10 protein-coding genes are annotated in these 12,175 nt (G+C 42.0%); all 10 read left to right on the top strand.

Translation table 11 applies throughout. The features are described 5' to 3' along the window. The first annotated feature begins 248 nt into the window (after positions 1–248). The 10 genes from galF (at position 249) to gmd (ending at position 12,175) form a co-directional block, all read left to right on the top strand. On the top strand, positions 249–1,142 hold the full coding sequence (gene galF / locus CRO19_RS16095) for a UTP--glucose-1-phosphate uridylyltransferase GalF (protein WP_061717729.1): 894 nt from the start codon (positions 249–251) through the stop codon (positions 1,140–1,142). Between the two features lie 49 nt (positions 1,143–1,191). Continuing rightward, positions 1,192–2,205 (top strand): UDP-glucose 4-epimerase GalE, encoded by a 1,014-nt coding sequence (galE, locus tag CRO19_RS16100; RefSeq protein WP_097096718.1) that lies wholly within the window; start codon positions 1,192–1,194, stop codon positions 2,203–2,205. A gap of 537 nt (positions 2,206–2,742) precedes the next feature. Next, positions 2,743–4,164 carry a mannose-1-phosphate guanylyltransferase/mannose-6-phosphate isomerase gene (locus tag CRO19_RS16105; protein WP_097096719.1) on the top strand — a complete coding sequence of 474 codons (1,422 nt, stop codon included), beginning with the start codon at positions 2,743–2,745 and terminating at the stop codon, positions 4,162–4,164. A gap of 9 nt (positions 4,165–4,173) precedes the next feature. Continuing rightward, complete coding sequence (gene cpsG / locus CRO19_RS16110) at positions 4,174–5,553, top strand: phosphomannomutase CpsG (protein WP_097096720.1); 1,380 nt, start codon at positions 4,174–4,176, stop codon at positions 5,551–5,553. After that, positions 5,553–6,347 (top strand): ABC transporter permease, encoded by a 795-nt coding sequence (locus CRO19_RS16115; RefSeq protein ID WP_370659817.1) that lies wholly within the window; start codon positions 5,553–5,555, stop codon positions 6,345–6,347. Before cpsG ends, CRO19_RS16115 begins: the two co-directional genes overlap by 1 nt. Further along, positions 6,347–7,576, top strand: coding sequence for an ABC transporter ATP-binding protein (locus CRO19_RS16120; protein ID WP_097096722.1), 1,230 nt, complete (start codon positions 6,347–6,349; stop codon positions 7,574–7,576). The genes CRO19_RS16115 and CRO19_RS16120 overlap by 1 nt, the downstream gene beginning before the upstream one ends. Continuing rightward, complete coding sequence (locus tag CRO19_RS16125; protein WP_097096723.1) at positions 7,573–8,496, top strand: FkbM family methyltransferase; 924 nt, start codon at positions 7,573–7,575, stop codon at positions 8,494–8,496. Before CRO19_RS16120 ends, CRO19_RS16125 begins: the two co-directional genes overlap by 4 nt. A gap of 3 nt (positions 8,497–8,499) precedes the next feature. Beyond that, positions 8,500–9,717: a glycosyltransferase family protein gene (locus CRO19_RS16130; RefSeq protein WP_097096724.1), complete on the top strand. Its 1,218-nt coding sequence runs from the start codon at positions 8,500–8,502 to the stop codon at positions 9,715–9,717. Then, on the top strand, positions 9,710–11,092 hold the full coding sequence (locus CRO19_RS16135; RefSeq protein WP_097096725.1) for a glycosyltransferase family 4 protein: 1,383 nt from the start codon (positions 9,710–9,712) through the stop codon (positions 11,090–11,092). The genes CRO19_RS16130 and CRO19_RS16135 overlap by 8 nt, the downstream gene beginning before the upstream one ends. A 42-nt stretch (positions 11,093–11,134) precedes the next feature. Continuing rightward, positions 11,135–12,175 (top strand): GDP-mannose 4,6-dehydratase, encoded by a 1,041-nt coding sequence (gene gmd, locus CRO19_RS16140; RefSeq protein WP_097096726.1) that lies wholly within the window; start codon positions 11,135–11,137, stop codon positions 12,173–12,175.

Consider the following 12,175-nt stretch of genomic DNA (forward strand, 5'->3'; position numbering starts at 1 on the left):
TATGGCGCGATGTTGGCACACCTTTCTATCCATCTCTGGTCTCATCATCACAAATCCTTTCACGTTTTTTCAGCGGTTTAGGGCATCCGTTTTCCATTGGGACTTCGGCGTTTTTACCGGCCAAAATGGCGATTTCTGATGTCGTGACAGAGAGTTAGTGTCGGATTTTCAGATTAAGATTATACTTGCTCGACCGGCCGATCCTGCATAATCGACCTCACGCATTCACTTCATGAAATGGAATAAATATGACCAAGCTTAAAGCAGTAATCCCCGTTGCAGGTCTCGGTATGCATATGCTTCCGGCGACGAAAGCCATTCCGAAAGAGATGCTGCCAATCGTCGACAAACCAATGATTCAATACATTGTTGACGAATGCGTCGCGGCTGGCATCAAGGAGATTGTGCTGGTCACGCATGCTTCCAAAAATGCAGTGGAAAACCACTTCGATACCACCTACGAGCTGGAAGCGCTGCTTGAAGCACGCGTTAAGCGCCAGTTGCTGAGCGAAGTGCAGTCAATCTGCCCGCCAGGCGTGACCATTATGAACGTGCGTCAGGCTAACCCGCTGGGTCTGGGCCACTCCGTATTGTGCGCGCGTCCGATGATTGGCGATAACCCGTTTGTGGTTGTGCTGCCAGACGTGCTGCTGGATGATTCCACCGCTGACCACCTGCGTTACAACCTCGCTTCTATGGTTGCGCGTTTCGAAGATACTGGCCACAGCCAGGTACTGGCAAAACACATGCCGGGCGAAGATCTGACCGAATACGGCGTGCTGACCACCGAAGAGCCGATTGATAACCCAGGCGATATCAGCACCATCACCAGCTTTATTGAGAAGCCAGAAGCGGGCTCAACCGATTCCGATCTGACCGCGGTTGGCCGCTACGTGCTTTCTGCGGATATCTGGGAAGAGCTTGAGCGTACTGAGCCAGGCGCATGGGGCCGCATTCAGCTGACCGATGCTATCGCCTCCCTCAGCAAGAAGAAGCCTGTGGACGTGCAACTGCTAACCGGTACCAGCTACGACTGCGGCCGTAAACTGGGTTACATGCAGGCATTCGTCTCTTACGGCTTGCGTAACAACGCACAGGGTCGTGATTTCCGCGAATCCATCCAGAAAATCCTGGCGAAATAAGCTTTCTCATTCTCTACCGCGCCCATCGCGCGGTTTTAAAGGAGTACACATGGCTATTTTGGTAACGGGCGGGGCAGGCTATATCGGCTCCCATACGGTGCTGGCGCTGTTAGAGCGCGGCGACGACGTGGTGGTGCTGGATAATCTTTGCAATGCCTCACGCGAAGCTATCAACCGCGTAGAGAAGCTCTCCGGTAAAAAAGCCGTCTTCGTTGAAGGCGACATCCGCGATCGCGCCTGCCTGCGTGACCTGTTTGCCACCAACGATATCAGCGCCGTGATTCACTTCGCCGCGCTGAAAGCCGTTGGCGAATCCACGCGCATGCCGCTGGAATACTATGAGAACAACGTCGCCGGTACCGTGGTGCTGCTGGAAGAGATGCGCGCTGCTGGCGTGTGGAGCTTCATCTTCAGCTCATCCGCTACCGTTTATGGTGCAGATGCGCCGGTGCCGTATGTGGAAACCACACCAATCGGCGGTACCACTAGCCCTTACGGCACCTCTAAGCTGATGGTTGAATTAGTGATGCGCGATTTCGCGAAAGCCGACCCGAATTTCAAAGCCATCGCGCTGCGCTACTTCAACCCGGTTGGCGCACATGAATCTGGCGAAATCGGTGAAGACCCAACCGGCATTCCTAACAACCTGCTGCCGTATATCGCACAGGTCGCGATTGGACGTTTGGATAAGCTGGGCGTATTCGGTAACGATTACGACACCCCAGACGGCACCGCACAGCGTGACTACATCCACGTTGTTGATTTGGCGGAAGGGCACCTGAAGGCGCTGGACCATCTGACGAAGGTTAAAGGCTACAAAGCTTACAACCTCGGCGGCGGCGTGGGCTTCTCCGTGCTGGAGATGATCAAGGCGTTTGAGAAGGCGTCTGGTAAGCCGATTCCGTACGAGTTCAAGCCACGCCGTGATGGTGATTTGCCGGCGTTCTGGGCGGATGCAAGTCTCGCCAATACAGAGCTGGACTGGCGCGTGACGCGCGGGATTGATGCCATGATGCGCGATACGTGGAACTGGCAGTCGAAGAATCCGAATGGATTTAAGTAAAGCTGAATGTATAATTAGAAGCCCGGCAAATGCCGGGTTTTTTTACGTCTGAATAATTCATCCTGCATCTAAATTGATTGAAATTTATTCGCCAAAATCATTTTGATAGCAGGAAAACTCCTAAACGCAAATCGGTATAAAATATCCAGCAGCGCTATCCATCTTGCTGTTTTAGCATGAAAATTATCGAGGCTTTAATTGTCTGAAAAATAGACTATATTCTTTTGAATCATTTGGTTGGGTTCAGCTCATCCGATAAGCCACTGTGAAGATTCCAGGCTAATCCATGAGACAATAACCATGTTAATTCGGCAGCACAAAATGTATTATTTGCGGTGGTCTCAGACTGAGTCAGTTTTTGCAGAATAATTGAGCGCTTAACAGTCTGAGATAAAAAGCACAGGATTGACTTGTTACACAGCAAAGTGGTTGCTGCAAGCCAAGGGCGGTAGCGTGGCTGTTTTTTATTTTTGATGAAAAAATAACCCGCTGATAAATGATATAGCAGTCTAAAAGAGACACATTAGAGGTTGTGGAATGTTACTTCCCGTAATCATGGCCGGAGGAACCGGCAGTCGTTTGTGGCCCCTTTCACGCGAACTCTATCCCAAGCAGTTCATCAGCTTGCATGGACAGCACTCAATGCTGCAGGAAACGGTAAATCGCCTTAACGGCGTGGAAGCCCGTGCTCCGCTGGTGATTTGTAATGAAGAGCACCGTTTTCTGGTTGCAGAGCAGCTGCGTCAAATCAACAAACTTTCACACAACATTATTCTCGAACCGGTCGGCCGTAATACCGCTCCGGCGATAGCTCTCGCGGCCATTAATGCGATTGAACAGGGTGATGATCCTGTGCTGCTGGTTCTGGCTGCTGATCATGTGATCGAAAACTGCGAGGCATTTCATCAAGCTATTTCAACGGCTACTAAATATGCCAAACAGGGGCATTTAGTTACCTTTGGCATTGTGCCGACAGGCCCCGAAACCGGTTACGGTTATATTCATCGTGGTGCACAGATTGCCGGTTCCGAAGATGCGCCATTTGGCGTGCAGCGCTTTGTTGAGAAACCAAATCTTAAAACCGCAGAAGATTATTTAGCGTCCGGTGAATATTACTGGAACAGCGGTATGTTTATGTTCCGTGCCAAGCGCTATCTGCAAGAGCTTGAGAAGTTCCGTCCCGATATTCTGGAAGCCTGCCATCGAGCAATGGCTAATGTTAATGAAGGCAGCGACTTCATCAGCATTGATAAAGAAGACTTCACCGCCTGTCCAGATGAATCGATTGATTATGCCGTGATGGAAAAAACTGATGCTGCGGTGGTTGTGCCACTTGATGCTGGGTGGAGCGATGTCGGCTCATGGTCAGCGCTGTGGGAAGTAAACGACAAAGATGCTGCAGGCAACTCGCTCAAAGGTGACACTTTCCTGCATAACACCAAAAATTGTTACATCAATAGCGAAGATCAATTAGTCGCTGCTATTGGCGTGGAAGATTTGGTCATCGTTAATACCAAAGACGCAGTGCTGGTTGCGCGTAAGGATCAGGTACAAGACGTTAAACGCGTGGTCGAATTCCTGAAGCGTGAATGTCGTAGCGAATATCGCCGCCACCGCGAAACGTATTGGCCTTGGGGACGCTGCGATTTAATCGTAAATACCGGTCGATTTAACGTAAACCGTATTACGGTGAAACCAGGTGAAGCATTTGATCTGCAGATGCATTACCACCGAACTGAGCACTGGGTCATTCTTTCCGGAACGGCCAAAGTTACTATTCAGGATAAAACCTTGCTGCTGACGGAAAACCAATCGACCTTCATCCCGATTGGCCACCAGCATACGTTAGAGAATCCGGGCAAAATTCCATTAGAACTCCTCGAAATCCAGTCTGGTTCTTACCTTGGTGATGATGATCTTATCTTGATTAAAGAACAGTTTGCTCGCAAAGAAGGATAATAAGAAAAAATGGAATCACTGACTTGTTTCAAAGCGTATGACATTCGCGGTGAGCTCGGTAAAGAGCTCAATGAAGATATCGCTTATCGGATTGGCCGCGCTTACGGCGAATTTATCAAACCCAAAACCATTGTGGTTGGAGGCGATGTCCGCCTGACAAGCGAACCGCTTAAAATGGCGCTGGCAAATGGCTTAATGGATGCCGGCACCGATGTGCTGGATATTGGTATGAGTGGCACAGAAGAGATCTACTTTGCCACTTTCCATCTGGGAATTGATGGTGGCATTGAAGTAACGGCCAGCCATAATCCTATGAATTACAACGGAATGAAATTAGTTCGTGAAGGTGCACGCCCTATAAGCGGTGACACTGGTTTGCGTGATGTTCAGCGCCTCGCGGAAGCTAATCAATTTGCAGAAATTGATCCTGCCAAGCGTGGTAGTTATAAGCAGATTTCCGTTCTGGATGCCTATGTTGATCATTTGATGGGTTACATTGATTTGGCTAATTTTAAAAAGCCAATGAAGCTGGTGATTAACTCAGGTAACGGTGCCGCTGGTCATGTGATTGACGAGATTGAAAAGCGCTTCCAGCAGGCTAATGCTCCGGTTAGTTTCTTCAAGGTTCATCATCAGGCAGATGGTCACTTCCCGAACGGTATTCCTAATCCTCTGTTACCTGAATGTCGCAAAGATACGTCTGATGCAGTGCGTGAGCATACAGCAGATATGGGTATTGCCTTCGATGGTGATTTTGATCGCTGCTTCCTGTTTGATGAAAATGCGGAATTTATTGAAGGCTATTACATCGTAGGCTTACTTGCTGAAGCATTCCTCAAGAAAGAGCAGGGCGCAAAAATTATTCACGATCCGCGTTTGACCTGGAACACTATTGATGTCGTGACTAAAGCCGGCGGGATTCCTGTTATGTCTAAGACAGGCCATGCGTTTATTAAGGAACGTATGCGTGAAGAAGATGCGATTTATGGCGGTGAAATGAGCGCGCACCATTATTTCCGTGACTTTGCCTATTGTGATAGCGGCATGATTCCGTGGTTGCTGGTGGCTGAATTGTTGGCTGTTAAAGGACAGACATTATCTCAGCAAGTTGAGGAAAGAATGAAGGCGTTTCCTTGTAGTGGTGAGATTAACTACAAAGTGAGTGACTCTAATAGTGTGCTTTCTGAATTAAAAAATGAAATAGGAAACAGTGCCATTAAGTCGGATGATATAGATGGCTTAAGTTTCGAATTCGATAACTGGAGACTCAATGTTAGAGCATCTAATACTGAACCTCTATTGAGATTGAATATTGAATCAAAGTCAGATTTAGAATTGGTTAGTGATAAATTAAAAACCATTTCATATTTAATTGAGGCTTGTGAATGATTTCCTCCCTGTTTAAGTCATTGTGGAGTTATCGTGGATTTGTGTTAGGCAACGTCAAGCGAGAGTTCCAGTCTAAATATCAAAATTCACTCCTCGGTGCAGTATGGAATGTATTGAACCCACTATCAATGATAGTGGTTTATACTGTTATTTTTTCTCAGGTGATGCATTCAAGAATGCCCGGCGTTTCAAATAGTTTTGGATACAGCATCTATCTATGTTCTGGGATTTTAACTTGGGGTCTTTTCGCTGAAGTAGTGGGGCGCGGCCAAAATGTCTTTTTAGAATATGCTAATCTCCTCAAAAAAGTTAGTTTTCCTCGATTATGTCTCCCAGTAACGATTATATGTAATGCACTGCTAAATTTTTCAATCGTATTTGGCTTGTTTACAATATTTCTCATATTCTCAGGTAATTTCCCTGGGTTTAGCTACTTTGCTTTAGTACCTGTGCTTGCTGTAATGATGGTATTTGCCATAGGATTAGGGATCACTTTGGGTGTACTTAATGTGTTTTTTCGTGATGTTGGGCAATTTTTTGGAATAGTATTACAGTTCTGGTTTTGGCTAACCCCGATTATCTATCCCGCACAAATTTTGCCAGCTAAAGTTCAACACTATTTATCGTTTAATCCAATGTTTGGAGTAATTACTGCAGCTCAAAATATCCTTGTTAAGGGAATTATCCCTCAATATTATCAACTTTTACCTGCTTTTATTATTGGATTGCTCTTGTGTGTTATCGGGTTGAAGTTGTTCCGAAAGCATTCTGGTGAGATGGTGGATGAATTATAATGGGAAAGATATCAGTAAAAAATGTAGGAAAAGCATATAAACAGTATCCTACTCGCTGGAGTAGATTGGCTGAGTGGTTTTTGCCAGGTAAAAGAAATTTTCATAAATTAAAATGGGTTTTAGAAGATATATCTTTTGAAGTGAATGCTGGAGAGGCTCTTGGTATAATAGGTATTAACGGTGCTGGTAAAAGTACGTTATTAAAAATGATTACTGGTACCACTCAGCCAACTACAGGAAATATCAAACTAGAAGGGCGCGTAGCGGCGATGCTGGAATTAGGAATGGGATTCCATCCTGATTTTACTGGTAGGCAAAATGCTATTATGTCAGGGCAGCTGTTAGGGTATAGTTTAGAAGATATATCCCGATTAATGCCAGCTATTGAAGAATTTGCAGAGATAGGAACATATATAGATCAACCAGTAAGAGTTTATTCTAGCGGCATGCAAATGAGATTAGCTTTTTCAGTTGCAACCGCCGTTAGGCCCGATATTTTGATAGTGGATGAGGCATTATCTGTTGGAGATGCTTATTTTCAGCATAAAAGCTTTAACCGAATTAGAGAGTTTAGTAGGGCAGGGACGACACTTCTTATTGTATCACATGATAAACAATCAATTCAGAGTATTTGTGATAGAGCCATTTTGTTAAATAAGGGAAAACTTGAAATGGAAGGTGATCCTGAATCTGTGATGGATTATTATAATGCTCTTCTTGCAGACAAACAAAATCAAAAAATTGAGCAAGTAGAATTAAGTGATGGTTCAATCCAAACTATTTCTGGAAATGGTGAAGCGGTTGTTGAAGATATTCGAATTCTTAATGAACAAGGTGAAACCATCGAGTTCTTAAACGTTGGTGAAAAAGTCTGCTTGAAGGTAACGGTTAGAGTTAATGAATATATTCCAAGGCTGATCTTTGGGTATGGTATAAAGGACCGGCTAGGGCAGGTTATTTATGGGACAAATACTGAACTCAAAAAAATGCCGATTGATAACGCTGAGAAAGGGTCTAAATATATATTGACTATACATTTTGATGCAAACCTAGGCCCGGGTAGTTATTCTATACAAACAGCGTTAGTAAGTACTGATACGCATTTGGTAAATAACTATGAATGGCGAGATTTAGCCCTTGTTTTTAATGTTTTAAATATTAATAAAACCCAATTTACAGGTTGTGCTTGGATTGATCCTGAGATTAAAATTAAGGCAATAATATTGTGATTAGCTATGCTCAGAACTATGAAGATGTGATGTTATGGCGTGCTCTTAAGCACATTGAGAATGGTTTTTATATTGATGTTGGGGCAGCGTGGCCTGAGCATGATTCAGTTACTAAACATTTTTATGATTCGGGATGGACTGGTATCAATATTGAGCCTAATCCTTCATTTGCCGAGCTATATTTAAAAGAACGTAAGCGTGATATTAATTTGCAGATCGCAATTTCGGACTTTGATGGATTTAGTGAGATTAACTTTATTAATGATACTGGTTTATCAACATTAAAGGATGATATTGCTAAAAAACATACTGAATTAGGTTTCGAAAGTTTTTCCGAAAGAGTAGTAGTAAAAAAACTGGCTGAAGTAATGCAAAGGTATGTTCACAAAGGACAAGAAATTCATTTCTTAAAAATTGATGTTGAAGGCCTCGAGAAAAATGTATTACTAGGTATGAACTGGGAGGGGGTCAGGCCGTGGATAATTGTAGTAGAATCTACAGTACCGCTATCTCAGGAGGAAAACTTTGTTGATTGGGAATATATGCTTAGTAATAATGATTATGCATGTGTTTATTATGACGGTCTTAACAGGTTCTATCTTGCGAAAGAGCACAATGAACTCAAACACCACTTTCGATTTCCTCCAAATGTTTTCGATAATTTCATTCAAAATAAAGAAATAATAAAGGATGGAAAAATAAAATCTTTAGAAAATGAGGTTAATTCATTCAAGGATACAGTGGCGAACTTGGATAAAAAGCTTCTAGAGTTAAATGTAATTCATACTACTTTGCAAAATGAGTTGGATGCAACTAAAATAAATTTTAACAAGTTGCGTATGGAAATGAAAAAGTTTGAAACTAGTTTTGCTTGGAAAATAAATGTGAAACTTAAGAAGTTTTTTCTTAGAAGGAAATAAGAAATGAAGAGTATTCTTTTTTTAAGTACATATCCATTTTCTAAGCCAAGGCACGGTGGACAGATTAGACTTCATCAACTTGTTAAAAAATTTGAGAGAAATGGTTGGACAACTCGTTCAATTGCAGTATATGAACAAGAAAGCTATTTAGGTGATGAGCTTGGAGCTTATGATGTTCCATTCCCAGTTGACTCAAAATATAGAATGTATAAAGGGAAGTATGTCCCACTAATTAATGATCTGTTAACAGGACAGTTTGCAATATCAGAGGATGATGGTTTAGATAAAATAATTGCTAACCTTCCACCGCAGATAGATATAATACATGTGGAACAGTGTTGGCTTTGGCCATTAGTTGGAAAAATAAAATCACTGCCAAAGTATAAGAATGTAATTGTAGTGTTTGGCTCGCAAAATATTGAATACATATTAAAAGATGAAATTTTAGAACAGTATCATGTCAACGATAGGGATGACGTTATTCAGGATATTAAAGCTCTTGAACTGAAAGCTGTGCTTGAAGCCGATATTGTAGCAGCTGTCACTGAATGTGATGTTGAATTCATGAGGGAATGGCATCGTAGAGAAATAAAACTCGCTGCAAACGGTATTGAACCTTGGGAATCAAATATCTTAACCGATAAGTGGGAAAAGAGATTACCCAAAGCACCTTGGCTACTCTATATAGCCAGTGCTCATCCACCAAACTTTACTAGTTTTAATAAAATTATTGGCGAAAGCTTAGCTTGCATTCCGCCTGATAGTAAGCTTGTAATCGCTGGAAGTGTATGTGAACATATTTACAAAGAAGTATTAAAATCTAAGTGGGCCAGCATTAATATGAGTCGTCTTGAATTTTTATATGTACTTGATGATGCTGATCTTGCAGAGGTAAAAAATAGAGCGTATGCCTATTTTCTGCCCATTGAACATGGCGGTGGTTCAAATCTTAAAACAGCTGAAGCCCTCTATTCAGGAAAACCAATCATTGGTACGATTTCTTCCTTTAGAGGCTTCGAAAAATACTCTGACAGCCCACGCGTGAATGTGATTCGAACACCAGAGGAATTTTTCGAGGTAACAAGAAAAGTACTTTCTAATCCGCAGCCAGTTTTAGAACAACAAGAACGTGTCAATTTAGAAAACTTAACTTGGGATAAAACATTAGACAAGTTGTATTCTGATGTTCAGAATTATTATGAGGCCTCTGTAAATGCATAATACTTGGATTGATGTCACAACAATTTTAGGCTGGCAACGATCTGCTGTTGGTATTGTTAGAACAGAGGTTGAATGTGCTACATTTGCTTTAAAAATGCACTCATCGAATTGTATTAAATTCTGTGCGTATACCCCTTCAAAAGGGTATTATGAAATTAACAGATTACTTGTTGAACAGACTATTGAAAGAATTAATGGGCATGTTAAGAAAAAAGAAATTGATTCGCAAAATATCGTAGTCCAACAAGTTGATTTTAAGACTAAATGCAAAACATCAGTCTTAAAATGTATAAGGCTGCTGCCAACCCGAATGCAGCGTAAAGTTATAAACTACCTTTTACCACGTCGGGTTGCTGCTAATAGCTTATTAACTTCTTTAAGACATGGTAAATTAGCTTTTAAGCAATTTTTCAAACCAAATGTATCAGTTCCTCATTTTCAGAATGTTGGAAGCACGGTAAGTGATGGTGCTAAATATCCTTTTTGTCAAAATGATGAATATATTTCTCTTGGACTGGATTGGGATCAAAAAGACTTTCAATACTTATATGAGTTAAAAAAAGAATTAAACTTAAAAGTTAAGCTTTTCTGCTATGATGTAATACCTGTAAAATTACCACATCTTTGCGTAGGGGATGTTGCTGGGAAATTTGCTCATTATTTTTCGAATGTGGCCTGGTGTGCTAATGAAATATTTTGTATTTCAAAATGCTCACGCGATGATTTAAATGAATTACTTAAACAGCTAGGAACACCTGTTCCCAAACTGACTATTGTTAAGTTAGGCTGCGAACTTCCTGAAATTGAAAATGATTCTGAAATTTCAAATGATGTTAAAAATTTATTAGAAGAAAGATATATATTGTTTGTTTCAACAATAGAAAGACGTAAAAATCATGAGGTTTTATATAAGGCGTATACAAGGCTGATAGACCAAAAAGTTGATAACATCCCTACATTAGTATTTGTCGGTATGCCTGGTTGGGGAATGAATGACTTTATTACTGATTTACACCTTGATCCCAGAGTTAAGGGCAAGATCATACAGTTGAACAATGTATCAGATCCTGAGTTAACTCAGCTATATAGAAGATGTTGGTTTACCGTTTATCCTTCATTATATGAGGGGTGGGGATTGCCTGTAGCTGAAAGCTTAGCTTTTGGTAAATATTGCTTAGCTTCTTCAGCTGCATCAGTTCCTGAAGTCGCTGGAGATCTTTTGGATTACATTGACCCTTGGGATGTGCTTGGATGGGCAGATAAGATAAAATATTTTATTGAGAATCCAAGTGCAATACATGAACGTGAAGAACGAATTAAATTTGAGTATAAATCTACCAAGTGGTCTGATACTGCTGCCTCAATTTTTAAATAGCAAAAATTTTTTTCTTTAAACTAATAGAAAGTGGAATTATTTATGAGCTCTAAAATTGCAATTGTTACTGGTATAACTGGGCAGGATGGAGCCTATCTTGCTGAGCTACTCCTGAACAAAAATTATGTCGTTTATGGTACATATCGCCGTACAAGCTCAGTTAACTTTTGGCGCATTGAAGAATTGGGTGTTAAAAACAATCCTAACCTGCATTTAGTGGAATATGACCTTACTGACCTTTCTGCAAGCATTCGTCTCCTGCAACAAAGCGGAGCAACGGAAGTTTACAACTTAGCTGCTCAAAGCTTTGTAGGTGTCTCGTTCGAGCAGCCTTTGACTACAGCAGAAATTACCGGTATTGGCCCGGTGAACTTACTTGAAGCCATCCGCATCGTTAACCCGAAGATCCGCTTCTATCAGGCTTCAACATCAGAGATGTTTGGTAAAGTCCAGGCTATCCCTCAGAAAGAAGACACTCCCTTCTATCCGCGTAGCCCATATGGTGTGGCAAAGCTATATGCGCACTGGATGACGATTAACTATCGTGAAAGTTACAACATCTTTGCCTCTAGTGGCATTTTGTTTAACCATGAATCTCCACTGCGTGGTCAAGAGTTCGTTACACGTAAAATTACCGATTCTGTTGCCAAAATTAAGCTCGGTAAGCTTGATGTTCTTGAGCTGGGTAACATGGATGCTAAGCGTGATTGGGGCTTCGCTAAAGAATACGTAGAAGGTATGTGGCTGATGCTACAAGCTGATGAGCCAGACACCTTTGTTTTAGCAACTAATCGTACCGAGACAGTACGTGATTTCGTCTCCATGGCGTTTAAAGCTGCAGGCATTGAGTTACGCTTCGAAGGGAAAGACGACCAAGAAGTAGCAATTGATGTTGCTACCAACAAAGTTGTTGTGAAGGTCAATCCTAAATTCTACCGTCCAGCTGAAGTTGAATTACTGATTGGTAATCCCCAGCGCGCTAAAGATATTCTCGGTTGGGAACCCAAAACCACATTGGAAGAGCTGTGCGCAATGATGGTTGAAGAAGATCTGCGTCGTAATAAACAAGGGTTTTCATTCTAA

The sequence above is a fragment of the Candidatus Pantoea floridensis genome, assembly GCF_900215435.1.
In the GTDB taxonomy this organism is placed as follows: Bacteria; Pseudomonadota; Gammaproteobacteria; order Enterobacterales; family Enterobacteriaceae; genus Pantoea; species Pantoea floridensis.

What these genes read in the sequence shown, in the direction of transcription:
- CRO19_RS16135 (WP_097096725.1), top strand. Translation starts at nt 9,710, where the DNA reads ATGCATAATACTTGGATTGATGTCACAACAATTTTAGGCTGGCAACGA.
- CRO19_RS16120 (WP_097096722.1), top strand. Translation starts at nt 6,347, where the DNA reads ATGGGAAAGATATCAGTAAAAAATGTAGGAAAAGCATATAAACAGTAT.
- galE (WP_097096718.1), top strand. Translation starts at nt 1,192, where the DNA reads ATGGCTATTTTGGTAACGGGCGGGGCAGGCTATATCGGCTCCCATACG.
- CRO19_RS16105 (WP_097096719.1), top strand. Translation starts at nt 2,743, where the DNA reads ATGTTACTTCCCGTAATCATGGCCGGAGGAACCGGCAGTCGTTTGTGG.
- cpsG (WP_097096720.1), top strand. Translation starts at nt 4,174, where the DNA reads ATGGAATCACTGACTTGTTTCAAAGCGTATGACATTCGCGGTGAGCTC.
- gmd (WP_097096726.1), top strand. Translation starts at nt 11,135, where the DNA reads ATGAGCTCTAAAATTGCAATTGTTACTGGTATAACTGGGCAGGATGGA.
- galF (WP_061717729.1), top strand. Translation starts at nt 249, where the DNA reads ATGACCAAGCTTAAAGCAGTAATCCCCGTTGCAGGTCTCGGTATGCAT.
- CRO19_RS16130 (WP_097096724.1), top strand. Translation starts at nt 8,500, where the DNA reads ATGAAGAGTATTCTTTTTTTAAGTACATATCCATTTTCTAAGCCAAGG.